This is a genomic window from Rhizorhabdus dicambivorans (assembly GCF_002355275.1).
Classification (GTDB): domain Bacteria; phylum Pseudomonadota; class Alphaproteobacteria; order Sphingomonadales; family Sphingomonadaceae; genus Rhizorhabdus; species Rhizorhabdus dicambivorans.
Map to the genome: position 1 here is coordinate 4,955,819 of NZ_CP023449.1, position 26,085 is coordinate 4,981,903.

24 protein-coding genes are annotated in these 26,085 nt (G+C 67.6%); 12 read left to right on the forward strand and 12 right to left on the reverse strand.

The genetic code is table 11. The features are described from left to right. Both CMV14_RS23335 and CMV14_RS23340 read left to right on the forward strand, forming a co-directional pair. Positions 1-1,512, forward strand: a complete 1,512-nt coding sequence (locus CMV14_RS23335; RefSeq protein ID WP_066968712.1) for an anthranilate synthase component I family protein — start codon at positions 1-3, stop codon at positions 1,510-1,512. 144 nt (positions 1,513-1,656) lie between these two features. After that, a complete protein-coding gene (locus CMV14_RS23340) occupies positions 1,657-2,511 on the forward strand; it encodes an outer membrane protein (protein ID WP_066968710.1) in 855 nt (284 codons plus the stop codon). A 76-nt stretch (positions 2,512-2,587) separates the two neighbouring features. Here the strand turns inward: CMV14_RS23340 and CMV14_RS23345 are convergent, their stop codons facing one another. From CMV14_RS23345 to hflK, 3 genes are all read right to left on the reverse strand, one after another. After that, positions 2,588-4,147, reverse strand: a complete 1,560-nt coding sequence (locus tag CMV14_RS23345) for a Do family serine endopeptidase (protein ID WP_066968747.1) — start codon at positions 4,145-4,147, stop codon at positions 2,588-2,590. A 109-nt stretch (positions 4,148-4,256) separates the two neighbouring features. Then, the gene (gene hflC, locus CMV14_RS23350; protein ID WP_066968708.1) at positions 4,257-5,126 is read right to left on the reverse strand and encodes a protease modulator HflC; all 870 of its coding nucleotides are present in this window, start codon (positions 5,124-5,126) and stop codon (positions 4,257-4,259) included. Beyond that, positions 5,123-6,172 (reverse strand): FtsH protease activity modulator HflK, encoded by a 1,050-nt coding sequence (gene hflK / locus CMV14_RS23355; protein ID WP_176489023.1) that lies wholly within the window; start codon positions 6,170-6,172, stop codon positions 5,123-5,125. The genes hflC and hflK overlap by 4 nt, the downstream gene beginning before the upstream one ends. A 71-nt stretch (positions 6,173-6,243) precedes the next feature. On the opposite strand from hflK, the gene CMV14_RS23360 reads away from it, so the two are divergent. Together CMV14_RS23360 and CMV14_RS23365 are read left to right on the forward strand one after the other, a co-directional pair. Beyond that, positions 6,244-7,245, forward strand: coding sequence for a P-loop NTPase (locus CMV14_RS23360; RefSeq protein WP_066968704.1), 1,002 nt, complete (start codon positions 6,244-6,246; stop codon positions 7,243-7,245). 26 nt (positions 7,246-7,271) lie between these two features. Beyond that, positions 7,272-7,688: a CoA-binding protein gene (locus CMV14_RS23365; RefSeq protein ID WP_066968702.1), complete on the forward strand. Its 417-nt coding sequence runs from the start codon at positions 7,272-7,274 to the stop codon at positions 7,686-7,688. Between the two features lie 9 nt (positions 7,689-7,697). Here CMV14_RS23365 and CMV14_RS23370 read toward each other — a convergent pair whose 3' ends face one another. From CMV14_RS23370 to ubiA, 3 genes are read right to left on the reverse strand one after another with little or no spacing between them, the layout of a single operon-like run. Next, entirely contained in the window at positions 7,698-8,477 is a 780-nt protein-coding gene (locus CMV14_RS23370; protein ID WP_066968700.1) for a 3'(2'),5'-bisphosphate nucleotidase CysQ, read from the reverse strand. Then, a complete protein-coding gene (locus CMV14_RS23375; RefSeq protein WP_066968698.1) occupies positions 8,470-9,816 on the reverse strand; it encodes a TldD/PmbA family protein in 1,347 nt (448 codons plus the stop codon). The genes CMV14_RS23370 and CMV14_RS23375 overlap by 8 nt, the downstream gene beginning before the upstream one ends. 59 nt (positions 9,817-9,875) lie before the next feature. Further along, complete coding sequence (gene ubiA, locus CMV14_RS23380; protein ID WP_408014354.1) at positions 9,876-10,835, reverse strand: 4-hydroxybenzoate octaprenyltransferase; 960 nt, start codon at positions 10,833-10,835, stop codon at positions 9,876-9,878. Here ubiA and CMV14_RS23385 point away from each other — a divergent pair. From CMV14_RS23385 to CMV14_RS23395, 3 genes are all read left to right on the forward strand, one after another. After that, the gene (locus CMV14_RS23385; RefSeq protein WP_066968743.1) at positions 10,834-11,574 is read left to right on the forward strand and encodes a 16S rRNA (uracil(1498)-N(3))-methyltransferase; all 741 of its coding nucleotides are present in this window, start codon (positions 10,834-10,836) and stop codon (positions 11,572-11,574) included. The two genes, ubiA and CMV14_RS23385, sit on opposite strands and share 2 nt — an antisense overlap. A 111-nt stretch (positions 11,575-11,685) precedes the next feature. After that, complete coding sequence (locus CMV14_RS23390) at positions 11,686-13,056, forward strand: glutamate--cysteine ligase (protein ID WP_066968695.1); 1,371 nt, start codon at positions 11,686-11,688, stop codon at positions 13,054-13,056. Positions 13,057-13,498: 442 nt separating this feature from the next. Beyond that, complete coding sequence (locus tag CMV14_RS23395) at positions 13,499-14,014, forward strand: CAP domain-containing protein (RefSeq protein ID WP_238147131.1); 516 nt, start codon at positions 13,499-13,501, stop codon at positions 14,012-14,014. A gap of 153 nt (positions 14,015-14,167) precedes the next feature. Here CMV14_RS23395 and CMV14_RS23400 read toward each other — a convergent pair whose 3' ends face one another. Continuing rightward, positions 14,168-14,644, reverse strand: coding sequence for a PEPxxWA-CTERM sorting domain-containing protein (locus CMV14_RS23400; RefSeq protein WP_238147132.1), 477 nt, complete (start codon positions 14,642-14,644; stop codon positions 14,168-14,170). Between the two features lie 254 nt (positions 14,645-14,898). On the opposite strand from CMV14_RS23400, the gene xrtV reads away from it, so the two are divergent. Continuing rightward, positions 14,899-15,831 carry an exosortase V gene (xrtV, locus tag CMV14_RS23405; protein WP_238147133.1) on the forward strand — a complete coding sequence of 311 codons (933 nt, stop codon included), beginning with the start codon at positions 14,899-14,901 and terminating at the stop codon, positions 15,829-15,831. Continuing rightward, complete coding sequence (gene epsI / locus CMV14_RS23410) at positions 15,828-16,550, forward strand: exosortase-associated protein EpsI, V-type (RefSeq protein WP_066968686.1); 723 nt, start codon at positions 15,828-15,830, stop codon at positions 16,548-16,550. The genes xrtV and epsI overlap by 4 nt, the downstream gene beginning before the upstream one ends. Positions 16,551-16,552: 2 nt before the next feature. On the opposite strand, the gene CMV14_RS23415 is transcribed toward epsI, so the two are convergent. After that, a complete protein-coding gene (locus CMV14_RS23415) occupies positions 16,553-16,822 on the reverse strand; it encodes an XrtV sorting system accessory protein (protein ID WP_066968684.1) in 270 nt (89 codons plus the stop codon). Between the two features lie 109 nt (positions 16,823-16,931). Between CMV14_RS23415 and CMV14_RS23420 the strand changes: the two genes are divergently transcribed. Then, positions 16,932-17,786, forward strand: coding sequence for a SurA N-terminal domain-containing protein (locus tag CMV14_RS23420; protein WP_066968682.1), 855 nt, complete (start codon positions 16,932-16,934; stop codon positions 17,784-17,786). Positions 17,787-17,912: 126 nt separating this feature from the next. Here CMV14_RS23420 and CMV14_RS23425 read toward each other — a convergent pair whose 3' ends face one another. Together CMV14_RS23425 and CMV14_RS23430 are read right to left on the reverse strand one after the other, a co-directional pair. Further along, a complete protein-coding gene (locus CMV14_RS23425) occupies positions 17,913-19,379 on the reverse strand; it encodes an undecaprenyl-phosphate glucose phosphotransferase (RefSeq protein WP_066968680.1) in 1,467 nt (488 codons plus the stop codon). Continuing rightward, entirely contained in the window at positions 19,373-21,019 is a 1,647-nt protein-coding gene (locus CMV14_RS23430; RefSeq protein ID WP_238147134.1) for a tetratricopeptide repeat protein, read from the reverse strand. The genes CMV14_RS23425 and CMV14_RS23430 overlap by 7 nt, the downstream gene beginning before the upstream one ends. A gap of 86 nt (positions 21,020-21,105) precedes the next feature. Here CMV14_RS23430 and CMV14_RS23435 point away from each other — a divergent pair, with 86 nt between their 5' ends. Together CMV14_RS23435 and CMV14_RS23440 are read left to right on the forward strand one after the other, a co-directional pair. Continuing rightward, positions 21,106-22,110, forward strand: a complete 1,005-nt coding sequence (locus CMV14_RS23435; RefSeq protein ID WP_066968676.1) for a glycosyltransferase family 2 protein — start codon at positions 21,106-21,108, stop codon at positions 22,108-22,110. After that, positions 22,107-23,222 (forward strand): glycosyltransferase family 2 protein, encoded by a 1,116-nt coding sequence (locus tag CMV14_RS23440; protein WP_066968674.1) that lies wholly within the window; start codon positions 22,107-22,109, stop codon positions 23,220-23,222. The genes CMV14_RS23435 and CMV14_RS23440 overlap by 4 nt, the downstream gene beginning before the upstream one ends. Here CMV14_RS23440 and CMV14_RS23445 read toward each other — a convergent pair. Beyond that, positions 23,219-24,586 carry an oligosaccharide flippase family protein gene (locus CMV14_RS23445; RefSeq protein ID WP_066968672.1) on the reverse strand — a complete coding sequence of 456 codons (1,368 nt, stop codon included), beginning with the start codon at positions 24,584-24,586 and terminating at the stop codon, positions 23,219-23,221. The two genes, CMV14_RS23440 and CMV14_RS23445, sit on opposite strands and share 4 nt — an antisense overlap. Continuing rightward, a complete protein-coding gene (locus CMV14_RS23450) occupies positions 24,583-26,082 on the reverse strand; it encodes an O-antigen ligase family protein (RefSeq protein WP_066968670.1) in 1,500 nt (499 codons plus the stop codon). The genes CMV14_RS23445 and CMV14_RS23450 overlap by 4 nt, the downstream gene beginning before the upstream one ends. Positions 26,083-26,085 lie beyond the last annotated feature (3 nt).

A 26,085-nucleotide genomic window follows, 5' to 3' on the forward strand; every position in this document is an offset into this window, starting at 1 on the left:
ATGACCGACGTGCAGGACCAGGCCGCCCGCGAGGCGCTGGCGCGGGGCGAACCCGCGCTGGTCTGGCGCAGCCAGGTCGCCGATACCGAAACGCCGGTCGCGGCGGCCCTGAAGCTGATCCGGCCGGGCCGGGGCGATTTCCTGCTCGAATCGGTCGAGGGCGGCGCCGTGCGCGGGCGCTATTCGCTGCTCGGCCTGGCGCCCGACCTGATGTTCCGCGCGCGGGGCCGCGATGCCGAGGTCAACCGCCGCTGGGCCACCGATCCCGAGGCGTTCGAACCGCTCGAGGACGACGCGCTGACGGCGATGCGCAAGCTCGTCGTCGCCTGCCGCATGCCGGTGCCGGAAGGGCTGCCGCGCGCGCTCGCCTGCCTGGTCGGCTATTTCGCCTATGAGACGATCGGCCTGGTCGAGAAGCTCCCCCGGCCGCCTGCCAATCCGCTTGACCTGCCCGACATGCTGTTCGCGCGGCCCACGCTGATCCTGGTCTTCGATCGGCTGGCCGACCAGCTCTATATCGTCGCGCCGCTCTGGCCGGACACGGCCGGCGCGCCCGACGCCAAGGTCGCCGGTGCGATCGAGCGGATCGAGGCGCATGCCGCCATGCTGGCCGGCCCGCTGCCGCCGCGCAACCGCAGCGATATCGACCCCGCGACCCTGCAGCCGGTGCCACAGCTGGCCCCCGGCCGCTATGCCGATATGGTGCTCAGGGCGAAGGACTATATCGCCGCCGGGGACATCTTCCAGGTCGTGCTGGCTCAGCGTTTCGCGATGGATTTCGCACTGCCGCCGATCGATCTGTATCGCGCCCTGCGACGGATCAACCCGTCGCCCTTCCTCTTTTTCCTCGATCTGCCCGGCTTCGCGCTGATCGGTTCCTCGCCCGAGATACTGGTCCGCGCCCGCGACGGGGAAGTGACGATCCGTCCGATCGCGGGCACCCGCCCGCGCGGCAGGACCGCCGCCGAGGACGCGGCCAACCGCGACAGCCTGCTCGCCGATCCCAAGGAGCGCGCCGAGCATCTGATGCTGCTCGATCTGGGCCGCAACGATGTCGGCCGGGTGGCGACCGCAGGCACGGTCGAGGTCACAGACAGCTATACGGTCGAGCATTACAGCCATGTGATGCACATCGTTTCGAACGTGGTCGGCCGGCTCGACCCGGCGAAGGACGGTCTCGACGCATTGTTCGCCGGCTTCCCGGCGGGCACCGTCTCCGGCGCGCCCAAGGTCCGTGCCTGCGAGATCATCGCCGAGCTCGAACCCGAGACGCGCGGCCCCTATGCTGGCGGCGTCGGCTATTTCTCCCCCGACGGATCGATGGACAGCTGCATCGTCCTGCGCACCGCCGTGGTGAAGGACGGCGTGATGCACGTCCAGGCCGGTGCGGGCATCGTCGCGGACAGCGACCCCGTCTATGAACAGCGGGAATGCGAAGCCAAGTCCGGCGCGCTCATCGCGGCGGCGCGCGAAGCATTGGCGAGGGCGGCGGAACCTGATTTCGGACAATAGACACTGTTGTTAGCAGTACGAAATTTTTGTTCGTTACCGTGGCAATTATGCATCAGAGCATACAAACCGACTTGCTTCCGGGATCGTTTTAGTATCGGAACCGTTTCCGCTCCGCCGTAACGGCAGCAGAAAGGGCTAGTATTTATGCGAAACCTCCTCCCCACCACCGCGGCCATCGGCCTCGCGGTCCTCGGCGCCAGCGCTGCCTCGGCGCAGGACAGCGCCGCGGCTTGGACCGGCTTCTATGTCGGCGGCCAGCTCGGCTATGGCTGGCAGCCGAAGGACGGCGACGAAATCGTCAATTTCGACCGCAATCTGGACGGCAATTTCGGCGACGCCTTCGTCAACTTCCAGCCGAACGCGCTCGGCCGCGGCGGCATGTGCGGCGGTGCGCCGACTTCGGCGGTTCCGAGCACCGGCTGCACCAAGGACAATGACTCGACCAACTGGAAGATTCACGCGGGCTACGACTATGGCTTCAGCCTGGGCGAATCCGGCACCTGGGTCGTCGGCGCGGTCGTCGAATATGGCAAGTCGTACCTGTACGACAACGTCACCGCCTTCAGCACCACGCCCGCCGTCTACAAGATGCAGGCGACCCTGAAGAGCGACGGCGCGATCCGTGCGCGCGGCGGCTATGCCTTCGACACCGGCACGCTGATCTACGCCACGGGCGGCGCCGCCTTCGGCAAGATCACCAACACCTTCTCGACCTCGAACACGGTCAACGCCAATTCGGTGACCGACCCCAAGAAGAACGCCTGGGGCTGGGTCTATGGTGGCGGTATCGAGCAGCAGGTCGGCAAGTTCTCGATCGGTACGCTCTACACCTTCACCGCGCTGAAGAACAACGACAGCCTGGTCCGCCTCGGCCCGCCGTTCGTGGCCAATCCGGCCAACCCGTTCATCGCGCAGAACGCTGGAGGCGTCGACTTCAAGCGGAGCTTCAGCAAGTTCGCCTTCCACTCGATCCGCGCGGTGGCCAGCTACCGCTTCTGATCGACACGGCAACGCAAAGAAAAGGGGCCGGAAGCTTTCGCTTCCGGCCCCTTTTTTGGTTGCTGTGGATGCAGCCTCAGTTCTTCAGCTGCACACCGACATAGCGCGGCGGATTGTTACCGCGCTGCACGAACAGCAGCGCCGTCGGCCGCTTGGCTTTCTGGGCCGCCGCGATCTGGGCGGCGGCGGCCTGTACCGTGGCCACCGGCACATTATTGATCTGCAGGATGATGTCGCGCGGCTGGAAGCCATTGGCGGCCGCATCGCTCGACGGATCGACATAGCTTACCACCACGCCCCGCAGGGTCGCCGCGACGCCGAGGCGACGGGCAAGGTCCGGGGTCAGCGTCTGGAAGCCCAGGCCGATGGCGTTGCGTGTCGCCTGGTCGGGCGCGATCGGGGCGCTGCCCGCGCCGTCATCCTGATCCTCGTCCCCGTCGCCGCTGTTGGCCAGCTGGTCCTCGGGGGGGCGCTCGCCCAGCGTCACCGTCACCGTCTTGCGCTGGCCCTCGCGGATCAGCTCAATCGGCAGGCGCGATCCCACCGCCGTCTTGCCGACGATGTAGGACAGCGTGTTATCGGGGGTGACGTCCTGGCCGTTGACCTTCACGATCACGTCGCCCTGGCGGATGCCGGCCCGCGCCGCGGCCTCGCCCGGCTCGACCCGCGCGACGATCTCGCCGCGGTCCTTGGGCAGGCCCAGGCTGCTGGCGATGTCCTGCGTCATCGGCTGGATACCGACGCCCAGATAGCCGCGCTTGATCCGCTCGCCGGTGCGCAGCTGATCGATGATCGGCTTCGCCTCTTCGGCCGGGATCGCGAAACCGATGCCGACATTGCCGCCGGTCGGCGAGAAGATCGCGGTGTTGATGCCGATCACATTGCCCTGGAGATCGAACATCGGGCCGCCCGAATTGCCCTGGTTGATCGACGCGTCGGTCTGGATGTAGCGGTCATAGGGGCCGTTGATGCCGATCGAGCGATGCAGCGCCGAGACGATGCCCGCGGTCACGGTGCCGCCGAGCCCGAAGGGATTGCCGATCGCCACTACCCAGTCGCCCACGCGGGTGCGCGTGGAATCGCCGAACTGGACGAAGGGCAGGTTCTTCGCATCGATCTTGAGCAGCGCCAGATCCGAGGTCTGGTCGCGGCCGACGATCGTCGCCTTATACTCCTTGCGGTCGGGGAGCGTGACCGTGATCGAGCTGACCACCGCCCCGCTGCCGCCTTCCGGCGAGGCCGAGATGACGTGATTGTTGGTCACGACATAGCCGTCGGGCGAGATGATGAAACCGGAACCGAGCGAGGTCGCCTCGCGGGTGATCGGCCTGCCATTCTCATTGCCACCGCCACCGCCGCCGAAGCGACGGAACAGTTCTTCGAACGGAGTACCGGAGAAAGCGTTGCCGCCGCTGCGCACCTGGATTTTCTGGGTGGTCGATATGTTGACCACCGCCGGTTGCAGCTTGGCCGCAAGATCGGCGAAGCTCATCGGCGCGCCGGGGCGCGGAGCCTCGGCGTTGATCGAGCCCGGGGCATTCTGCGCGACCTGCGCGCCGACCGGCTGCTGCATCGTCAGAGTTGCGGTGGCACCACCCGCCAGCAAGGCCGCGGTGATCGCATAGGCATAACGCACTTTGGCCAACTCCTTAAAACTCCTGTCCTGCCGTTGCCGATGATGATCCGGGCGATTTATCTCCGTCCCGGTCGCTGAACCCCGCTTGAACGGCGCCGTTCCTTACCTCTTATCGGCGCCCGCGAAATTCGCGCAGATATTCGTTATCGGGCGACAGTATCGCGTTGGACGATCCGGGCGCATCGGTCCCATCGGTGCCGAACGTGACCCGATAGGACTGCATCGCCCGATAGAAATTGTAGAAATCCGGATCCTTGTTGAAGCTCTCCGCATAGACGCCGGCCGCCTGCGCGTCGGCTTCCGATGTGACGATCTGCGCCTGCTTGCGGCCCTCGGCAAGGATCGACTGCGCCTCCTGCTGGCGCGCGGTGCGCATCCGGTTGAAGGCGGAATCGAGCGGAGTGCCGTCGGGCAGGTCGGCGCGCTTGATGCGGACGTCGACGATCTCGGCGCCATATTGGCTGGCGACCCGGTTGAGCCGGCTCTGGATATTGTCCATCACCGCGCCGCGCTCGGGGCTGAGCAGCGACGCGAAGGGCCGCTTTCCGAGCTCGTTGCGCAGCGAGGAACCGAGGATCGGGCGTAGCGCGTCCTCGACGCGGCGCTCGCTGCCCGCCGAGATCGCCATCTGCAGCGGATCGATGATGCGGTAGCGCGCATAGGCGTCGACCTCGAGCCGGAGCTGATCGGTCGACAGCACCGACTGCCGCTCCATGTCGAAATCGCGAACCCGCTTGTCGATCCAGTGGACGCTGTCGACGAACGGGATCTTGGCGATCACGCCGGCGCCGGTCTGCCCGAAGTCCTCATTGGGCCGATAGGCGTTGTAGACCTTGTAGGGCTTGCTCAGCCGGATGACGAGCGCCTGCTTGGTTTCGGGCACCACCGAGAAGATGTTGCTCAGCACGACCAGGACGATCATCACCGCGATCGCCCCGCCGATCATGTTGCGGCTGGCGAGATTGTCGGAAACGTTCATTGCTGGGCCTTCGGGGGTTGCGGCGGAAGCGGGACATAGGGGATCACGTTGGGCGCCTCGACGATCGTCTTGTCGGTCTTGGCGAGAACCCGCTCCATCGTCTCGTAATACATGCGCCGCCGCGTCACTTCGGGCGCCAGCTTATACTCGGCATAGACCTTGTCGAAGGCCGCCGCCTCGCCTTCGGCCTTCGCGCCGAGCTGCTGGGCATAGGCGCGCGCCTGGTTGAGATAGGCCTGCGCCTGCTGCTGCGCGGCCGAGACCTCCTTGAAGGCATCGTTGACCGCGGCCGGCGGATCGGCCTGCTTGATCGCGACGCCCTGCACGGTGATGCCCGCACGATAGCCGTCGAGTATCTCCTGCATGCGCTGCTGGACGCGGCCTTCGATCTGGCTGCGCTGCGAGCCCATCGCGTCGTTCAGCGCGACCCCCGCGATCTCAGCGCGCATCGCGCTCTCGGCGACCTCGGCCACCGTCTCGTCCGGCTCGGCCAGTTCGTAGAGATAGAGTTCGGGATCACGGATGTTCCACCGCACCGAATAGGCGAGATCGATGATGTTCTGGTCGCCGGTCAGCATCAGATTCTGGCTGTTACCACCGCTTTCCGGGATGTCCTTCACCCGGATCTCCTCGACGTTGATCTTGGTGACGACGTCGATCGGCGCGGGAAAGCTGAGGTGGAAGCCGGGATCGAGCGTGCGGGCATAGGAACCGAGCCGGGTGATGACGCCGCGCTCCTGCGGATCGATCATGTGGCTGCTGGTCCAGACGATCCAGAGGAGCAGGATTCCGCCCGCAGCCCAGAAGATGAGGCGGCCCGCCTCGGGCTCGGGCCCGCCGCGTCCGCCGAAGCGCGCACGGCCACGCCGGAGCAGTTCGTCGATCGCCGAACGGCCCGCAGGGCCACACCCCGGCCGTCCACGCGGGGGCTGGTTCCAGGGGTTGGAATCGCCCCCGTCTCCGCCGCCCGATCCTCCACCGCCCCACGGTCCGCCCTCGTTGAGCAGGGGGCGGGGCGCCAATTCGCTGCTGTCACTATGGTTCATGCGATCATTATAGGAGCGGATCGGCGGAAAAACAGTGCCCTTTCCCCGCAGACTCCTTATTTGCACCCGCCATGGACATGACGGAATCGCTCTCCCCCGCGCTCGACAGCGTGGCAGACCCCATCAGCGGCAAGGGCCTCATCGCCTCCGGACGCGCCGCAGAACCCCGCTTCGACAACGGAACGGTCAGCGTCGTGATCGATGTGACCGGCCTGTCGGGCGATGCCCGCAGCAAGCTCGAAGCATCGGTCAAACAGGCGCTGATCGCGGTGCCGGGGGTCGAGACGGTGCGCGTCGCGATGACCGCCGAGAAGCGCGGGCGCAAGATCATCGCGATCGGATCGGGCAAAGGCGGGGTCGGCAAGTCGACCCTGTCCGCCAATCTCGCGGTCGCCTTGAAGCGGATGGGCAAGAAGGTGGGGCTGGTCGACGCCGATATCTATGGCCCCTCGCAATCCCGTCTGCTCTCGACCGAAGGCATGCGGCCGACCGCGCAGGGACAAAAGATGGACCCGGTCATCTCCCCCTTCGGCGTGCCGATGCTGTCGATGGCGCAGCTCGTCCGCCCCGGCCAGGCAATCGCATGGCGCGGCCCGATGGCGGGCAATGCGCTGGGCCAGCTGGTCGACGCCGAATGGGGCGACGTCGATCTGCTGCTGCTCGATCTGCCGCCGGGCACCGGCGACGTCCAGCTGACCATGGTACAGAAGTTCAAGCCGGCCGGCGCGATCATCGTCTCGACGCCGCAGGACCTCGCGCTGATCGATGCGACCCGCGCGATCGACTTCTTCAACCAGAGCCAGGTGCCGATCATCGGCATGATCGAGAATATGGCGGGCTATGCCTGCCCGCATTGCGGCGAGGTTTCCGATCCCTTCGGCCAGGGCGGCGCGCAGGCGGCCGCGGTATCGATGCAGCTGCCTTTCCTCGGCCGGGTACCACTCGACATCGGCATCCGCACCGCGTCGGACGCGGGACGCCCGCCGGCGGCCGAGGAAGGCGACACGGTGTTCGCGCCGTTCGCGCAAAAGATCGCCGACTGGTTGAACCCGGCCAAGCCCGCATCATTTTAGGGGGACCATGATCCAAGGAGCCCCCCATGCCGCTCACCGCCGATAACGAAATCGCCGACCTGCTGCGCGCCACTAAGACCATCGCGATGGTCGGCGCGAGCGACCGGCCCGACCGGGCGAGCTTCGGCGTGATGCGCTTCCTGCTCGGCCGGGGCTACAAGGTGATCCCGGTCAACCCGCAGCTCGCGGGGCAGAGCATCCACGGCCAGCCCGTGGTCGCCACCCTTGCCGAGATCGGCGAACCGATCGATCTGGTCGACATCTTCCGCAACTCCGCCGCCGCCGGCCCGGTGATCGATGAAGCGATCGCGGTGGGCGCCAAAGCCGTGTGGACCCAGCTGGGCGTTTATAATGACGAGGCGGTGGCCCGCGCCGAGGCCGCCGGCCTCAAGGCAGTGGTCGACCACTGCCCGAAGATCGAGATACCCCGGCTGGGGCTCTGACGCAGGTCCTCAGCGGATAACCGCCTTCGCGGCGCGATCCGCCAGCCGTTCCACCGCATGGGCGTGGATCGCCGGGGCGGTCGCTAACACGCCGAACTGCTCGCCCTTGGTGCTGTTATAGCGCAGCGGCCGGCCGAGCGCGTCGGTGACGGTGGCGCCGGCCTCCTGCGCGATCAGCGCGGCGGCGGCGATGTCCCATTCATTGCCCCAGCGCAGCGTCGCCAGCAGATCGGCCTGATCGGCGGCGACCATCGCGATGCGCAGCGCGATGGAATTGGGCTTGCCGACCATCACGAGGTCGGAATCGGCACGCGGCAGGACATCGGCGGGAACCCGCGCGCCCGGAAGCTCCAGCCGCCGCGACGCGCGAACCGGCTCGCCGTTGCGGGTGGCGCCGCGCCCGGCCTGGGCGCGCCAATGCTCGCCGCGCGCCGGGGCATCGAGCACCCCGATCACCGGCCGGCCGCCTTCGACCAGCGCGATCGACACCGCCCAGCCTTCGCGCCCGCGCACATAATCGCGGGTGCCGTCGATCGGATCGACCACCCATACGCGCACGCAATTCAGCCGGTCGGCGCTGTCGGCGGTCTCCTCGGACAGCCAGCCGGCCTCGGGATCGAGCGCCATCAGCCGCTCGCGCAGCAGCGCGTCTGCGGCAAGATCGATGTCACAGACCGGGCTGCCCGGCACCTTGTCCCAATATTTGAAATCGCCCCGCCATGAGGCGTGCGCCATCGCGCCGACCTCGGCCGCGACCGCGCTCACCGCATCAAGAAGCGTTTCAGGCACCGGCTACCGTCATTCCTTCGATCCGGATCGTCGGGGCATCAACCGCGCGGCGGAACACAAGATCCGAAGCGGGCGTCAGTTCGCGGAACATATCCTTCAGATTGCCGGCGACGGTGATTTCCGCGACCGGCTCGCAAATCCGGCCATCGCGGATCACGAAGCCCGATGCGCCCCGGCTGTAATCACCGGTCACGCCATTGACGCCCTGGCCGATCAGCTCGGTGACATAGACGCCCAGCTTGATGTCGGCGATCAGCTCCTCCGGCGAAAGCGCGCCCGCTTCCAGATAGAGGTTGGTCAGCCCCGCCCCCGGCGGGCCGCCGACGCCGCGCGTCGCATGGCCGGTCGGCGCCAGGCCGAGCTGGCGTGCGGAGGCCGAGTCCATGATCCAGCCGGTCAGCACGCCGTCGGCGATGATATCGCGCGCGGCGGTGGGCAGGCCTTCCCCGTCGAACGGCTTGGAGCGGAGACCGCGCCGCCGCAGCGGATCGTCGCGCACGGTGATGCCCCTGGCGAAGACCTGTTCGCCCAGCCTGTCGAGCAGGAAGCTGGTCCGCCGCGCCACCGCCGCGCCGGTGATCGCCCCGGCAAGATGGCCCAGCATCCCCGCGCTGACCCGGGGATCGTAGACGATCGGCATCGCCCCGCTCGACAGCTTTCCGGGGTTGAGCCGCTTGACCGCGCGGTCGCCGGCGCGGGCGCCGATCGCGGCGGCATCCTCCAGATCGGCGATGTGGCGGGTCGAATGATAGGCATAGTCGCGCTGCATGTTGGCGCCCTCGCCCGCGATCACGCTGGCCGAGCAGCCATAGCCGCTGGTCGAATAGCCACGCGCGAAGCCGGTGCTGGTGGCGAGCGCGATGACGCTGCGGCTCGCCGAAGCTCCCGCGCCTTCGCTGTTGGTGACGCCCTTGACGGCGCGCGCCGCATCCTCGGCCGCCTCGCCCCGCTCGCGCAGCGCGGCGGGCGAGGGATCGGCGCCGTCATCGCCATCGACATCGGGCGCGGGACCGCGCAGCAGCCGATCCTCGGGGGCGAGCCCCGCATAGGGATCCTCGGGGGCCTCGCGCGCCATCGCCACGGCGCGCACGACCAGCTGGGCCAGCGCATCGGCCGACAGGTCGGACGAGGAGACGCTCGCCGAGCGGCTGCCGACGAACAGGCGCAGGCCGATCTCCTCACCCTCCGACCGCTCGACATCCTCCAGCGCCCCGAGGCGGACCGATATCTGGGTCGAATTGTTGCAGACATAGAGCGCGTCGGCCGCGTCGGCCCCGGCCTTGCGGGCGGCGGCGACGAGATCGGCGGTACGGCTTTCGGCTTCGGAGAGGCTCAGCATCCCGGCGACTTAGGTATCGGGATGCCGAAGGTCAAACCCTTGGTGCCGATGAAACGGGTTCAGGCGGTCTGGCCCACCACCAGACAGGCGAGCGCCATCAGCAGCCCCGTCATGCGGTTCGAGCGGAAACGCATCAGCGCATCGGCGGGGTCATGGCGGTTCAGCCCCGCAACCTGCCAGACGAGATGGAGCGCGACCGGCAGCAGCGCCGCCGTGGCGAGCCATTGCGGCCGAACCTGCCACAGCGCCATCATCCAGCAGCCAAGCGCCACCGCATAGCATAGCCCGATACCCAGCCTCGCCCGGGCCCCCAGCGCGCGGGCCGAGGACTTCACACCCGCCAGCGCATCATCCTCGATGTCCTGCAGGGCGTAGATGGTGTCATAGCCGATCACCCAGAAGACCGAGCCGGCGTAGAGCCACCACAGCGCCGGCGCGAAGCCACCGGTCACCGCCGGCCAGCCGACCAGTGCCGCCCAGGAGAAGACGAGGCCGAGCCATGCCTGCGGCCACCAGGTGATCCGCTTCATGAAGGGATAGGCCGCGACCGCACCGAGACTGGCTAGCGCGGCAATCGCGGCGGTCCCGTTGAGCTGGAGCAGCACGACCAGCCCGACCAGGCACAGCAGCAGCAGCCACGCCCAGGCGGCCTTGAGGCTCACCCGGCCGCTGGCAAGCGGGCGCGCGGCGGTGCGCGCCACCTTCCGGTCGAGATCGCGATCGACGATGTCGTTATAGACGCAGCCCGCGCCGCGCATCGCGACCGCGCCCAGCGCGAACCACAGGATCAGGTCCCAGCGGTCGACCGCATGCCCCGCCAGCGCCATCGCCCATGCGCCGGGCCAGAACAGCAGCCAGCTGCCGATCGGCCGGTCGAAGCGGGCGAGCAGCCAATAGGGGCGCACGCCTTCGGGCACGCGCAGCGCCAGCCGCCTGCGCTCGCTGTCGGGTACGATCTGCTCGACTTCCTTCGCCATGGGCGGCAGGTAGGACAAAAGACCAGCCTTCGGAAGTCCCATGGCCCAGACCCCCGCATGGCCCCCGGCCAGCCTCACCCGCCTGTTCGTCGACCAGCCGCTGGCCGACGGCATCACCATCCTGATCGAGGGCGGGCAGGCGCATTATCTGTCGGGCGTGATGCGGCTGAAGGCGGGGGACGCCATCGCGCTGTTCGACGATGTCAGCGGCGAATGGCGCGCCGAGATCGAGCAGGTCGCCAAGCGCCACGTCCAGCTGCGCGTCACCGCCAGGCTGCGCGAGCGCGAGGATGTTCCCGACCTGTGGCTGGTCGCCGCGCCGATCAAGAAGGGGCGGATCGACTGGGTGGCGGAGAAGGCCTGCGAACTGGGGGTGGCGCGCTGGCAGCCGGTCATCACCCACCGCACCATCGTCGACAAGCTCAACCTCGATCGGCTGCGCGCGCATATGATCGAGGCGGCCGAACAGTGCGAGCGGACCGCGCTGCCGATCCTCGACGAGCCGATGAAGCTGGCGAAGCTGCTCGGAAACTGGCCAGCCGGCCGCGCCCTGATCTTCGCCGACGAGGAAGGCGGCGTGCCGATGGCCCAGGCGGTGAAGCCCGGCCCCGCCGCGATCCTGATCGGCCCCGAAGGCGGCTTCACCGACGAGGAGCGGTCCGCGATCAAGGCGGTGCCGCAGGCGGTGGGCGTCTCGCTGGGCCCGCGCATCCTGCGCGCCGATACCGCGATGGCGGCGGCGGTATCGCTGTGGATGGGGCTGGCCGGGGATTGGAGGTAAGCCTGCGCGCCGGCCGTCATCCAGCGCTGCGGCAATGGATGCTGAATCAAGTTCAGCATGACCACGCGAGAGACTAGCCACGTACCGATCGGTCCGCTATGGGCGCGGGCCATGAGCACGCGCAAGGCCGCCGAGGGCGAAGACCCCCAGATCGAGACGATCGAGGACCTGATCTCGGTCTTCGCCGAGGGCGAGAAGCCCAAGGATCGGTGGCGGATCGGCACCGAGCACGAGAAGTTCATCTTCTTCGAGGATTCGCACCGCGCGCCCTCCTATGAGGAGAAGGGTGGCGTCCACGCGCTGCTGATCGGCCTGACCAAATATGGCTGGAAGCCGGTCTATGAAGGCGAGAACATCATCGCCCTCGAAGGCGCTGACGGCAATGTCAGCCTGGAGCCCGCCGGCCAGTTCGAGCTGTCGGGCGCGCCGCTCGACAATCTCCACCAGACCTGCGCCGAGACCGGCCGCCACTTGGAACAGGTCAAGGCGATCGGTGAGCGGCTGGGCATAGGCTTCCTCGGCCTGGGTCTGTGGCCCGACAAGAGCCGCGAAGAACTGCCGATCATGCCCAAGGGCCGCTACGACATCATGCTGCGCCACATGCCGCGGGTCGGCACGCTCGGCCTCGACATGATGCTGCGCACCTGCACCATCCAGACCAATCTCGACTATGCGAGCGAGGCAGACATGGTGCGCAAGTTCCGGCTGAGCCTGGCGCTGCAGCCACTGGCGACCGCGCTGTTCGCCAATTCGCCTTTCCTCGACGGCAAGCCCAACGGCTATCTCAGCTATCGCAGTCATATCTGGACCGACACCGATCCGAAGCGCACCGGCATGCTGCCCTTCGTGTTCGAGGACGGCTTCGGCTATGAGCGCTATGCCGAGTATATGCTCGACGTGCCGATGTATTTCGCCTTCCGCGACGGCTACGTCGACGCGGCCGGGCTGAGCTTCCGCGACTTCCTGAAGGGCGAGCTTTCCGTCCTGCCCGGCGAGAAGCCGACGATCAGCGACTGGAAGGATCATCTCTCGACCGCCTTCCCCGAGGTGCGGCTGAAGAGCTTCCTGGAGATGCGCGGCGCCGATGGCGGCCCGCATGGCCGAATCTGCGCGCTGCCCGCCTTCTGGGTGGGTCTGCTCTATGAGGACAGCGCGCTCGACGCCGCCTGGGACCTCGTCAAGCACTGGACCATCGAGGACCATCAGCGCATCCGCGATGAGGTGCCCCGGCTCGGCCTCCGGGCACGCGGCCCGCGCGGTCGCAGCCTGCTCGAGCTGGCCGGCATCGTGCTCGACATCGCCGCGGGTGGCCTCAAGGCCCGCGCCCGGCTCAATGGAGCGGGCGACGACGAGACCGGCTATCTGGCGCCGCTGCGCGAGATCGTGGCGAAGGGCAAGACCCCGGCCGAGCAGCTTCTCGACCTCTATCATGGCGCCTGGGGCGGCGACATGTCGCGCGTCTACGAGGACGCACGCTTCTGAGTGCGCGCAAAGCGTGACGTCTCTGCAACAGTCGGACCGGAATCTCCGACGTGCGGCGAGCGTGCTGGCCGTGCCCTTCGTGATGCGATAGATCGACTGCGCTACGTCAGCAGGAGACATCCGCACATATAGCGGAGCTCTCGCGGGAGAGGAATGCGCCGGTGAAAGTCCGGCAACGGCGAGCAGGACGTGGTGGCTGCGGTAAAATCGAGGATCAGGCGTCCCGCCGATCCCGAGCCGGGGGGACCGGACCGCAGTCCCGCCTGCTGGCTTCCCATCGCCAACGATCCCTCCATCCGGCGCCCGATCGCATGTCGCGCGGCAATATGATGAATTTTTTCCTCACCAATAACCAAAACCCGGTTTCAAACCGTAGCTCCTAGCGTCCGGGGGGTCGAATGGTTGGAGCACAGGCATGTCTTTCGGGCTTGGACAGACGAAAGTGGCGAGAATCGCAGGAGCGCTAGCGCTCGCTTTTCTGTCGCCGCTGACGCAGGGCGCTACCGGAATCGGCAATAATCTGGAGGATCGGCTGCTCGCCGGCCACAACCGCGAACGCGCCAGCCTCGGCATCCCACCGCTCGCCTGGAACGAGCTGCTGGAACGCGACGCGCGGCTCTATGCACAGCAGCTGGCCCAGCTCGGCTATCTCGAACATTCGGTCGACGAGCCCAATGAGGTGGAGCCCCAGGGCGAGAATCTATGGGCCGGCACCCACGGCTATTACGGGCCCGAGCAGATGGTCGGGCTGTGGATCGACGAGAAGAAGGATTTCAAGGCCGGCATTTTCCCCAACAACAGCCTGAGCGGCGATCTCGAGAATGTCGCCCACTACACCCAGGTCGTCTGGCGCAGCTCGCGCGCGGTGGGCTGCGCCGTGGCGCACGGCAAGGAGGATGATTTCCTGGTCTGCCGCTACAGCGAAGGCGGCAACGTGATAGGGGAAGAGCCGTTCTGAGAATTGTGGGGAAGCCCAGCCTCCGCACACCGTCATGCCAGCCCGGGCTGGCATTCATGTCTGCTTTCTGCTCGGATGCCACCGCAGGTGACGAGAGACCTGGACTCCAGCCTGCGCCAGGCTGACGCACTTTAGAGTTCGTCGAAAATTCGGTCAGGAAGCCTGCGCTTCAGGCTCCTGATCCGGCGCGGTGCCGTTCTTCCTGTACGTCACGCGAGCGACGCCGCCGATCAGGCCGAAACCGAGCATCAGCTGCACCCAGGTCGAGGGTTCGGGCACGCCCGGCATGTCCTCGCTGGGCGGTGTGCCGGTGGTCGGCGGCACGAAGATCGTCGGGGTCAGCGGCACCGCCGGATCCGGCGGCGGGGCCTCGGCCACCTGGAGCGGCGGGCTGTCCATCGGAACCGGGGTCTGCTGCGGCAGGTTCGACAGCGCGAACGGCGTGACCGTGGGGCATGGCGTGTCGGCCGAAGCGACCTGGACGCCTTCCTCGGCGATCGGCGTCGCGCGGACGCGCGTCTTGGGTTTGGCATATTGGCGCGGCTGGGTGGCCTTGTGCACCGCATCGCGGACCTGAGGAACGCCAAGGCTCAACGCCGTGGTGCCCGCGACCGGACAGACACAGGTCATCAGCAACTTGGCCGCTTTAGACGCAACTGCTTCCTTCAACATGAAGAACTACCCCAATACCCCCGCGCAATGGCGCGTAGCGCCTGATATCATATATTTCCAACAACTACAAAACCGCCCCGGTAAACATGTGCAACATGGACCGGCCGGGACGGTGCAACCGGCTATGCCCCCGCCCGCCGATCCGCTATGGCCATGCTGGGGCGGCGGCCGGAAAAGGCGCGCGGCGATAGACGTAGAGACGGCGTATATCCTTGAGCGAGTTGGCGAAGGACAGCAGGGAACGGCAGGCGGGTGCCCGGGTGGAGCGGTACGGCCTGGCCGATATGAAACCGCTGGCGCTTGCCCTGCGCCGACACTGGCTGCTCGCGATCGGCGCCGCCGCGCTGATCGGCCCCACCCTCTACGGCGTCGCCAGCCAGAGCTGGATCACCGAGCAGGGCGCGCACGGCCCGATCGTCCTGGCGACCGCCCTATGGCTGTTCTGGCGCCGCTGGAGCGAGGTGCGGGCGCTGGCCCGGCCGGGCGACACCCGGATCGCGCTGGCCGCCTTCCTGATCGTCGCGCCCATCTACATCGTGGCGCGCATCATCAACATCATCGAGGTCGAGGGCTTCATGATGTACGGCCTGCTGCTGGTCACCGCCTATTGGCTGATCGGCTGGCCCCCGCTGCGCGCGATGTGGTTCCCGATCGTCTACATGCTGTTCATCTTCCCGCCGCCCGACACGGTGGTCGCGATGGTCACCCAGCCGCTCAAGATCGGCATATCACAGGCGGCGATCGATCTGCTCTATGGCCTGGGCTATCCGATCGCGGGATCGGGCGTGATGATCGTCATCGGCCAGTATCAGCTGCTGATCGCGGCGGCCTGCGCAGGGCTCAACTCGCTGATCAGCCTGTCGGCGATCGGGCTGTTCTACATCTACATCCGCCACAATGCGAACTGGCGCTATGCACTGCTGCTGATGCTGGCGATCGTGCCGGTCGCGATCCTCGCCAATTTCACGCGCGTCCTCGCGCTGATCCTGATCACCCATTATCTGGGCGACGAGGCGGCCCAGGGCTTCCTCCACGGCTTTTCGGGCATGACGATGTTCCTCTTCTCGGTGCTCGGCATCTTCGCCGTGGATGCGGCGGCCTCGCCGCTGCGGCACCGGCTGGCGCGCAGGAGCAACCCGGCATGAGCGACGAGCAAAAGGGCATGCCGCTGATCACGCGCCGCTCGATGATCGCCGGCGGCCTGCTGCTCGGCGCGGCGGGCATCGCCAATTCGCGGCGTCCGGACGAGCCTTTCAAGATGCTGCCGGAGGCGGAGCCCCGCCTCAACCCGCTCTTCCCCTGGAAGATCGCCGACTGGGAATATCAGACCAGCAGCGGGCTGGTGCTGCCGCCGCCTGACCAGCTCAGCGATCGGCTCTACAACGCCATCATCACCCGCTACTACGCCTCGCCCACCAACCTGCCGGTGATGATGCTGGTGGCCTATAATGGCGTGCAGGACGGGATGCTGCAGGTTCATCGACCCGAGGTCTGCTACCCGGCGGCGGGCTATCAGATCGAGCATGACCGCTTCATCCCGCTCGATGCCGGCGGCGGGGTGGAGGTGCCAGGCCATTATCTGGCGGCGCGCAGCACCAGCCGGCACGAGCAGATGATCTACTGGACCCGGATCGGCAATGACTTTCCCGTGCGCTGGTGGCAGCAGCACTGGTCGGTGGCGAAGGAGAATCTGAAGGGGCGGGTGCCCGACGGCGTGCTGATCCGCTTCTCCACCGCCGCCCCCGACGACGAGACCGCGATCCGGACCCTGCGGCGCTTCATCGGCCCGCTGTTCCGGCAGCTCTCGCCCAAGGCGCGGCGATTGCTGTTCGGCGAGGCGGGCGCGCCGGCCCCCAGAGGCTGAGCTTACCGAGGCGGTTTGTCGAGCGGCCGCAGCACGATGTGGACGAAGGCGAGGGTCGCGGCGATGATCGCGATCGCGATCAGATGATAGACCAGACCGCCCCCGGCCACCGCCTCATTGCCGAAATAATTGGCCACCGCGCACCCGCCCGAGGCGAGAAGATAATGCAGCATCGAATCGCCCGGCGGTCGATAGCCGGCCGACCGCTGCAGGAACAAAACGACCAAGCCGGCGAAGATCGCGACCGTGACCCAATCGTAAACTGTTTCCAAATCAATGCCCTCCGCCCCGAAATGGTGCCATACAGGCTTGTCCCGAGTGCTGACAATCATGTAGCAGTTCGTAGCGGCATATGTCGCACAGGCGTCGGGGGAATGGGAAGTGAAGGTAAAGGCTGCACTTTTGGGCGGCGCGATCGCTGCTGCCGCCATGCTGGTAACGGGCTGCCACAAGGAACCCAAGGGCCAGATTCTCGCCATCGTCAACGGTGAGGAAATCTCGCTTCAGGAACTCAATGCAGAGCTTCAGGGCGCCCGCGTCCCCGACTCGGTCGACCGCGCGGTGCTGCGCAGGCAGGTCCTCCAGCGGCTGATCGATCGCAAGCTGATCGTTCAAAAGGCCCGCGAGCAGGGCCTGGACAAGACCCCCGAATTCATCACCCAGCAGCGGCGGATGGAGGAGAATCTCCTCGTCACCCTGCTCGGCCAGAAGATCGCGTCGCAGGTCCCGATGCCCGACGATCGCGACATCACCCAATATATCGCCGACAACCCCACCCAGTTCAGCGGGCGCGAACGGCTGCTGCTCGACCAGATACAGTTCGGGGCGCCCAAGGACGTCAAGCAGCTGCTGACCCTGCGCGACGCCCATAATCTGGAGGATCTCGCCGCGGGCGTGAAGCGGCTCGGCCTGCCGATGTCGCGCGGCAAGGGCGTGATCGATACCGGCCGGCTCGATCCGCAGCTGATCGACATGATCAACAAGCTGCCGCCGGGCGAGCCCTTCGTGCTGCCGTCGAACGGCCAATATGTCGCCAGCGTCATCGTCGGCCGCGATGCCACGCCGACGCCAACCCCGGTCGCCAAGGCCGCCGCCGCCGAGCTGGTCCGCCGCAAGGAGCTGGTGGCCGAAAGCAAGGCCCAGGTCGCCCGCGCCCGCTCGACCGCCGAGATCCAGTATCAGCCGGGCTATGAGCCGGACAAGTCGGCGATCAAGGCATCGCAGGCGAAGAAGTAGAAGCCGACGAGTTACCCCAGCGCAGGCTGGGGTCCATGTCTGCCTTCGCCATAGGCGACACCGAGCCTGGAGTCAGACATGGATGCCAGCCTGCGCTGGCATGACGGAGGGTTTTCCCCCTCTTCCTCAATACACATTCCTATCCCAGATCAGCCGCCACACCGTCTCCAGGATGATGCGCAGGTCGAGCAGCAGCGACCAGTTCTCGATATAGTACATGTCGTACTCGACCCGCCGCTTGGCGCGCTCGATCGTCGCGATCTCGCCGCGCAGGCCGCGGACCTGGGCAAGGCCGGTGATGCCGGGCTTGACCCGGTGGCGCGCCGCATAGCCGCGCACCGCCTCGAAATAATATTCGTCGCCGACCTTCATCTGCGTCGCGTGCGGGCGCGGCCCCACGATCGACATCTCGCCGGTCAGCACGTTGAACAGCTGGGGCAGCTCGTCGATCGACAGGCGACGGATGATCCGGCCGAACGGGGTGACGCGCGGATCGTCGCGCGTCGTCCGCTCGGCGCCGCTCACATCCTGCCGGTCGACATACATGGAGCGGAATTTGAGCACGCTGATCCGGACATTGTTGAAGCCGAACCGTTCCTGCCGGAACAGCACCGGCCCCCGGCTGGTGAGCTTGATGACCAGCGCGGTGAACAGCAGCAGCGGTGAGAGCAGCACCAGCCCGAGGATCGCCAGGGTGCGGTCCTCGATCGCCTTGAGCAGCCGGTTGAAGTCGCGCATCGGCCGCTGCCACAGCGCGAACAGCGGCAGCGATCCGATGAAGCGCATCGTATATTGCTGCGACAGGTCGAGCGCCTCGCGCGGCATCAGGCAGATGTCCACCGACACTTGCTGCAGCCGTTCGGTGATCTGGTCGAGCCGGCTCTGGCTGATCATCGGCAGCGCGATCACGACCATGTCGACATCGCCGCGCGCGATCCGCGCGACGAGGGCATCGAGCCCGCCGAGGAAGGGCACCTGCCAGGGCCGGTCACGCTCGATCCGGGTGGTGCGGTCGTCGGCGATGCCGACCACCGAGACATAGGGTAGCCGCTCCAGCTCCAGCAGCCGCAGCACCCGTTCCGAACTCGCCTGATCGGCGCCGTAGATGACGATGCGCTGGCCGATGAAACCGGCCTGGACGAGATACCAGACCAGCTTGCGGACGACGAACCGGCTGACGAACAGCAGGCTGGGCGTGATGGTGAGATAGCAGAGCGCGAGGCCGGTGGAGAAGGGCTTGGCGACGCCGAGCTGCCAGACCGTGGCATAGACGAGCAGCGCGGCGAGCAGGAATTCGAAGGCCACCGACTGGTCGCTGTCGCCGCCGCGGCCCATCGGATGGGCATAGCTGTTGCGGGATAGGCGGATCAGGAAGAAGTTGACCGAGATGATCACGGCGACGTTGACGTGCCGCTCGATGAAATATTGCGGGCCCAGGATCAGCTCATAGGCAACCGGCGCAAGCAGCGCGCCGAGCATCAGGCAGAACAGGTCTACGCCAACGATGATCGTCGCGATCACGTTGGAAGTGAAGCGATATTTGCGCGACCGGGGTTCGGCGGCCGCGATCTGCCCCTCGACGATGTTCAGCATCCCGCCCCCGTGGTGCCACAGGAAGGCCTGGCTTGCCCAGCCGCCCCGCGTTCCTTCTCCTCGCCCTCCCGCTTCGCCACTGCGGCGGCGACGGCCGCGGCGAAGCCGGGCGAGTGCGCCTCGATCCGGCGGCGCAGCTTCATGCTGCCGGCCACCTGGTCCAGCGCCTGCAGCGTCTCGACCAGGCACGTCTTGTCGTCGGCGGCCAGGCACAGCTCGGCCCGCACCTTCCAGCCGGCCAGCATGCGGGGATTGGAGCGGGTGAAGCGCTTGGCCACCTCGCGCGCCATCGGTTCGCGCTGGGTGTCGCGCAGATAGGCGACATAGGCGGTCAGCATCGGCCCGCTGTCGGGAACCTCGTTGAGCGCACGGGCGAAGGAGGCATCGGCGAGCACACGCTCCTTGCGGCGGACATAGATGTCGGCCAGCGCCACCCGCGCCTCGGCCAGCGCCGGATTGTCGCGCACCAGCGCCTGCGCGTCGCGCAACGCACTGGCAAGGTCCCCGGTCGCGATCGCCACCTGCACCTGCATCAGCAGCGCGCGGGGGTTGGCGGGGTCGAATTTCAGGACGCGGTCGACCAGCGCCTGTGCCTCGCCGCCGCGGCCGAGGCCCGCGAGGGCACCGGCATAGAGCACGTCGGCCTCGACCTTCGCCGCGGTGACGTCGCCCGTGTCGATCAACGGGCGCAGCAGCGCCTCGGCTTCGGCATGGCGTTTCTGGTCGAGCAGGAGGTGGCCGAGCGCGATCTTCATCTGCTTGTCGCCGCTGGTCGTAACGAAGCGCCGCAGCCCGTCGACATCCACCCGGTCGCTACCCACCTCGGTCCACAGGTCGACGATCTTCTGCTCGATCGCGGGGTCGTGGCGGTGGCGCCGGGCGAGGCGCGCCAGCATGCCCAGCGCGCGATCGGGACGGCCGCGTTCATAGAGCAGCTTGGCATATTCCAGGCGCAGCTCGGCATTGCCGGGCTGGAGGGTGAAGAGCCGGGCGAAGGTGCGCGCGACGCGCGGGAAGTCCTCGCGGCTGTTGTAGAGGTCGAGCAGCGCCATGAGCTTGGCAACCGACTCCCCGTCCTTCGCGATCGACTCCTCGAGCAGCGCCATGGCGGGAGCGCGCTCTCCGCTCATGTTCATCACCCGGGCGAGCAGGATCTTGGCGCCTTCGTTGCCGGGATCGATCGCCAGCATCTGCTCGGCTATCCCGCGCGCGCCGGGCACATCGCGCCGGCTGGCGGCGACCGCGCCCTTGACCAGCAGCATGCGCAGCGAGCGGGGCTGCTTCTTCAATATCTTGTCGGCAAGCCGGTCGGCATCCTCGAACGAGCCGGCCTGATAGGACAGCTCGGCCATGGTCTGGGTGGCCTCCTCATTGTCCGGGTCTATCTCGACGACGCGGGCATAGGCCTGGTAGGCCTCCAGATAATGGCCGTCGGCCAGTTCGATCCGGGCGAGCTTAGCCCAATATTCGGGAACGTCGTCCTGCGCGCCGATCGCGCGCTTGATCTCGACCCGCGCCGAATAGAGATCGCGATGGCCATAATAGAGGTCGGAGCGGACCGCCGCCTTCTCCGCCTTCTGCTCGGGCGAACCGCAGGCGGCGAGCGCGAGCAACGCCGCTGCCGCCACCCTGCGTGCCACCACCGAAGCCATCACTTGCCAGCCGCCCCTTTCCGCTCGATTACAGCCATGTGCGCGAACGCAGGCAATAGGGCAAAGCGTAAACAATGTGCCGGACCGATGTCGCAGTGGTGGTGATCGGCCGCAACGAGGGGGCCCGGCTGGAGCGCAGTCTTGCGTCGGCGCGCGGATATCGCACCATCTATGTCGATTCCGGCTCGACCGATGGCAGCCCCGAACGCGCCCGCGCGGCCGGGGTCGAGCTGATCGAGCTGGAGGAACTGGACGGCTATTCGGCGGCACGGGGGCGCAACGCCGGGATAGACCGGGCGTTGGACGATCCGGACATCGGCTTTGTCCAGGTGCTCGATGGGGATTGCGCGCTCGATCCCGGCTGGATCGCGGCGGGGGTGGCGGCGCTCGACGCCCATCCTGGGGTAGGCGGCGTGTTCGGCAGGCTGCGCGAGCAGGATCCCGACCTCTCCATCTATGCCTGGATGTGCGACGTGGAATGGGCGACGACGCCGGGCCCGGCCGAATTCTTCGGCGGCGACGTGCTGTTTCGCGCCCAGGCCCTGCGCGACACCGGCCGTTACCGCGCCGGGATGATCGCCGGCGAGGATCCGGACTTCGCGATCCGGATGCGGACGGCCGGCTGGCACCTGCTCTGCCTGGCCCAGACGATGGCGATCCATGATTCGTCGATGGCCCGTTTCGGCCAATGGTGGCGGCGGACGGTGCGCGCGGGCCATGCCTTTGCCGAACTGGTCGATCTCCATCCCGGCTCGCCCTTTCACCACTTCGCCCGCAACGAGCTGCGCATATTGTTCTGGGCCGGCGCCGTGCCGGTGGCCGCCGTGGCCGGGCTGTCGCTGGGTGTGATCGCCGACCGGCGCTGGACGCTGCTCGCGCTGGCGGCACTGCTCCTCCTCGCCTTCCAGATCGCGCGGGTCGCGCTGCGCGAGATGCGGCATCACCCCCCGCGCCGGGCCTGGGCGCACAGCCTGTTCCTGGCGATCGGAAAATATGCCGAGATGATCGGCCTGCTGCGCTATCATCGCGACCGGCGCCTCGGGCGAAAGGCCCGGCTGATCGAGTATAAGGCGCGATGATCGAGGCCGCCGCCTGGGTGCTGCTGCTGCTCGCGGCATGGCCGGCGCTGGTGCTGGCGGTCGAGCTGGCGGCCGCCCAGCTGCCGGCGCGGCGGATCGCGGCGGCCGGCCAGCCGCGCATCACCATCCTCATCCCTGCCCATGACGAGGCGGCGGGGATTGCCGGCACCATCGCCGCGCTCAGGGGGCCCGAAGGCAGCAGGCTGCTGGTGGTCGCCGACAATTGCGGCGACGGCACCGCCGCCCTGGCGCGCGAAGCGGGTGCGGAGACGATCGAGCGGCACGACCCCGGCCGGCGCGGCAAGGGCCATGCACTGGCCTTCGGACGCGATCATCTCGCCGCCGATCCGCCCGACGTCGTGATCGTCCTAGACGCCGACTGTGCGATCGAAGGCGACAGCATTCCCCGCCTCGCCGCCGCCGCCTGGACGCTCGGGCGGCCGGTCCAGTCCGTCTATCTGATGCGCCCCCGGCCCGGGCATGGGGCGATGGTGGGACTGTCGGGCTTTGCCTTCCTGCTGCGCAACCTCGTTCGCCAGCGGGGGCTGGCGCGGCTCGGCGCGCCGGTGCTGCTGACCGGATCAGGCATGGCCTTCCCATGGGCCGCCTTCGTGGCCGCGCCGCTCGACAGCGACGACCTTACCGAGGATCTCGGCATTGGCATTGCGCTCACCCGCGCCGGCCTGCCGCCGGCCTTCCTGCCCGACGTCACGACATGGTCCGATCCGGCCCGGCGAGTGGCGACGCTGGCGCAGAGATCGCGCTGGGAACAGGGTTTCCTGCGCACCGCCCTGCGTCAGGCGCTGCCGCTGCTCGGCAAGGGAAGCTGGCTCGGCCTCCACCTGATGGTGCCGCCGCTCGCGCTGCTGGCCCTGATCGAACTGGCGGCGCTGCTGCTGCTTTTCGCCGCGCCTTTGCCCTTCGCGATCCTTGCCGCGATCCTCGGCCTGCTCGCGAGCCTGTTGCTGCTGAGCTGGTTCCGCTTCGGGCGGGCGCAGATCTCCGCCGGGCGGCTGCTGCTGATCCCCTTCTACATCATCTGGAAACTGCCGCTCTATGGGGCCGCACTGCTTCGCCCCGAAAGGCGCTGGGTGCGGACCGAGCGGGATTAGCCGATAACCGCGAGCCCCGCTCCGATCACCTGCGGCGCCAGATACAGGCTGATCCCCGCCCCCACCGCGGCCGCGCCGAGCATCATCGCATAATAAAGCATGTGGATCTGGCTGCGGAACAAGCCGGCGCCGCGCAGCAGGGCAATGGTGTAGAGCAGCGCCCCGGCCTCGGCGAGGGTGAGCGCAAGCGGCAGCGCGAGTGGGCCGACCGGGCGGTACAGCGCCGCCACCCACAGCGCGAACAACAGCAGCCGGATCAGATTGGCGACCAGCATCGGCCGGGTGCGGCCCATAGCCAGCAGCGTCTGGACGTTGGTGAAGCCGTCGAGATCGAAGGCCATGCGCAGCAGCAGCACCGACAGGTAGATCCAGCCATATTCGTAGCGGTGGTCGAACAGCAGCCGGAACAGTGCCGGGGCGACGCCGATGCCGAAGCCGATGCCCGCGAACAGCAGCAGATAGAGCCGCGTCCGCGCGGTGTAGAATATCCCGGCCAGGCTCGCCGGCGCCTCGTTCCAGGCGCGGGAGACCAGCGGGAAGAAATAGCGCTCGACATAGTTGCGCCCGAACGGCTGGACCGCGAGCGCGAGGTTGGCGGGCAGCATGTAGACGCCGAAATCGGCAACGCTGAACAGCTTGGCGAACAATATCTTGTCCGACTGGGTGATCAGCAGGGTGATGAGGGTCGAGGCGATGATCCAGCGCGAGAAGCCGAGGAACTCGCGCGCCAGCCCGCGATCCCAGGCCGGGCGCGATCCGCCGCCGATGATGGTGAAGGTGAGCAATATCCGCGCGACCGCGCTGACATAGAGGCCGATCACCAGCGCGCGGTAGTCGGGCATCACCAGCGTCAGCGCCAGATTGGCGACGATCTGGATGGCGAGCGCGATCAGCTCGACCGCGCAGGTCGCGCGCACCCGCCCCTCGCGCTGGGCGAGCAGCAGCGACATCGGGCAGAGCGCGTTGACGAGGAACAGCGGCGCGGTCGCCGCGATCGGCACGGCCAGCTCGGGCTTGCCCAGGAACGCCGCGATCGGCCAGGCCCCGGCCAGCATCGCCGCGGACTGCAGCCCCGCCTGCCCCAGCCGGATCGTCCAGATCACGTCGAGGAAGCGGCGATCGGCGCCCTTGGCGTGGCGGATCACGAAATCGAACACCCCGAGGTCGGACAACATGGTCAGCACGATCATCACCGAGACGATCACGCCGACGACGCCGAAGGCGTGCGGATCGAGCAACCGGGTGAGAACGACATTGCCGCCCAGCCGCAGCAGGATCGTGGCGGCGGTGAAGGCGATCAGCATCGCCCCCGCCTCGCTGCGCATCAGCCGGTGCGCCCAGGCGCGAAGCGCGGCGGCGGTCATCGGAGGGCGGGTAGCCGCTCGCCCTGGTCGACGGGCAGGGTTGCGACGAGCGGCGCGGCCACGGGCCTGGCGGCACGATGGGCGGCGGTCAGCTCGGTACGCAGCGCCACCAGCAGCGCCACCACCACGAAGCTGATCTGCATCGGCGCGACCCAGCTGCTGAGCAGCGCGAGCGAGAGCAGCAACGCCGCCTGGATCGAGATCAGAACCCGCGCGAGGGTGAGATGGGCGGGATCGGGATCGAGGCGGCGGATCGCGCGATAATGGGGAAAGGCCGAGAGCAGGAAGACGACGTAGAAGGCGAGCGACACCAGCCCGCCCTCGACGATCAGCGCCAGATAGACATTGACCAGATCGACGATGCCCTGGCCCTGGATGAAGCGGTCGAGCAGCCCTTCGCTGATCGCCTCGCGATAGCCCAGCCACACCCGGCTGCCGAGCGCCTCCGGCACGCCGGTGATCAGGCCGAGCCGGTAGTCGGTCGAGAATTGCGCATCGGCGCCGCCCAGGATCGGCAGGCCGACCAGCACCGCGAGCCCCGCGACCGGGGCGGCCACTGCGAGCAGATAACGGCCGCGCAGCAACTGATAGACCATGATGCCGACGGCGAGCGCGACCAGCCCCGAGCGCGACAGCGTGGCGGCGAGCCCCGCGACCACCGCGACGGAAAGAAAGGCGAGCGGGCCGGATCGGCCGCGCAGCTGCCACAGCCCCCAGGCGCCGATCGCGGCGAGACCCAGCATCGCCCCGCCGGTCAGCGGGTGGGCGAATGGCCCATAGGCGCGCGATATCCCGCCGCGCAGCAGCCAGACACGCGGCGAATCGATCGTCCAGAGATCGGCCTTCACGCCCATGATCCCCGAATAGAGCGGCCATTGCCGCACTGTCTCGAACAGGCAGAGCAGCCCGGCCGCCGCCGCCCCGAACAGCATCAGCCGCAACAGAAGCTCGGGCCGCACGATCTTCATCCGCGAAATCAGCTGGTAGGTGAGAAGATAGGGGATGAAATAGGTGAAGATGTTGCGCGCGATCGTGGTCGGCGGCGCGCGCAGCGACATACAGACGCAATAGGCCAGGATGAACAGCAGCATGTAGATGTCGCTCATCGCCAACCGGCGGCGCAGATGGTTCTCGGGATGGATCAGGAAGCCGAGCAGCAGCGCGAGCGAGAAGAAGACGAACGGGGTGATGGGCGCGATATAGGCGCCCGCCACCGCGAGCAGCGATCCCGCCGCCGGCGTCCAGAAGGAGAAGAACAGCCAGGTTCCGGCCATCGGCACGCGCGGGTCGAAGCAGGCGACGAGCAGGACCATGAACACCAGCTGCGTCCACAGCATGGGCAGCGCCGAGTTGGCGAGGCAGGCGATCAGGGCGCCGCAGATCACCAGCCGGGCGATATAGCGCTTCTCCCAGCGCTCGCGGACGAGCATCGTCATCGGCAGGGTGGCGACGCCCAGCAGCCCGACCAGCACCACGGCGTTCTTCCAGAGAAACATCGG

What these genes read in the sequence shown, in the direction of transcription:
- CMV14_RS23335 (WP_066968712.1), top strand. Translation starts at nt 1, where the DNA reads ATGACCGACGTGCAGGACCAGGCCGCCCGCGAGGCGCTGGCGCGGGGC.
- CMV14_RS23340 (WP_066968710.1), top strand. Translation starts at nt 1,657, where the DNA reads ATGCGAAACCTCCTCCCCACCACCGCGGCCATCGGCCTCGCGGTCCTC.
- hflC (WP_066968708.1), bottom strand. Translation starts at nt 5,126, where the DNA reads ATGAACGTTTCCGACAATCTCGCCAGCCGCAACATGATCGGCGGGGCG.
- hflK (WP_176489023.1), bottom strand. Translation starts at nt 6,172, where the DNA reads ATGAACCATAGTGACAGCAGCGAATTGGCGCCCCGCCCCCTGCTCAAC.
- CMV14_RS23360 (WP_066968704.1), top strand. Translation starts at nt 6,244, where the DNA reads ATGGACATGACGGAATCGCTCTCCCCCGCGCTCGACAGCGTGGCAGAC.
- CMV14_RS23365 (WP_066968702.1), top strand. Translation starts at nt 7,272, where the DNA reads ATGCCGCTCACCGCCGATAACGAAATCGCCGACCTGCTGCGCGCCACT.
- CMV14_RS23375 (WP_066968698.1), bottom strand. Translation starts at nt 9,816, where the DNA reads ATGCTGAGCCTCTCCGAAGCCGAAAGCCGTACCGCCGATCTCGTCGCC.
- CMV14_RS23385 (WP_066968743.1), top strand. Translation starts at nt 10,834, where the DNA reads ATGGCCCAGACCCCCGCATGGCCCCCGGCCAGCCTCACCCGCCTGTTC.
- ubiA (WP_408014354.1), bottom strand. Translation starts at nt 10,835, where the DNA reads ATGGGACTTCCGAAGGCTGGTCTTTTGTCCTACCTGCCGCCCATGGCG.
- CMV14_RS23390 (WP_066968695.1), top strand. Translation starts at nt 11,686, where the DNA reads ATGAGCACGCGCAAGGCCGCCGAGGGCGAAGACCCCCAGATCGAGACG.
- CMV14_RS23400 (WP_238147132.1), bottom strand. Translation starts at nt 14,644, where the DNA reads ATGACCTGTGTCTGTCCGGTCGCGGGCACCACGGCGTTGAGCCTTGGC.
- epsI (WP_066968686.1), top strand. Translation starts at nt 15,828, where the DNA reads ATGAGCGACGAGCAAAAGGGCATGCCGCTGATCACGCGCCGCTCGATG.
- CMV14_RS23425 (WP_066968680.1), bottom strand. Translation starts at nt 19,379, where the DNA reads ATGCTGAACATCGTCGAGGGGCAGATCGCGGCCGCCGAACCCCGGTCG.
- CMV14_RS23435 (WP_066968676.1), top strand. Translation starts at nt 21,106, where the DNA reads ATGTGCCGGACCGATGTCGCAGTGGTGGTGATCGGCCGCAACGAGGGG.
- CMV14_RS23440 (WP_066968674.1), top strand. Translation starts at nt 22,107, where the DNA reads ATGATCGAGGCCGCCGCCTGGGTGCTGCTGCTGCTCGCGGCATGGCCG.
- CMV14_RS23445 (WP_066968672.1), bottom strand. Translation starts at nt 24,586, where the DNA reads ATGACCGCCGCCGCGCTTCGCGCCTGGGCGCACCGGCTGATGCGCAGC.
- CMV14_RS23450 (WP_066968670.1), bottom strand. Translation starts at nt 26,082, where the DNA reads ATGTTTCTCTGGAAGAACGCCGTGGTGCTGGTCGGGCTGCTGGGCGTC.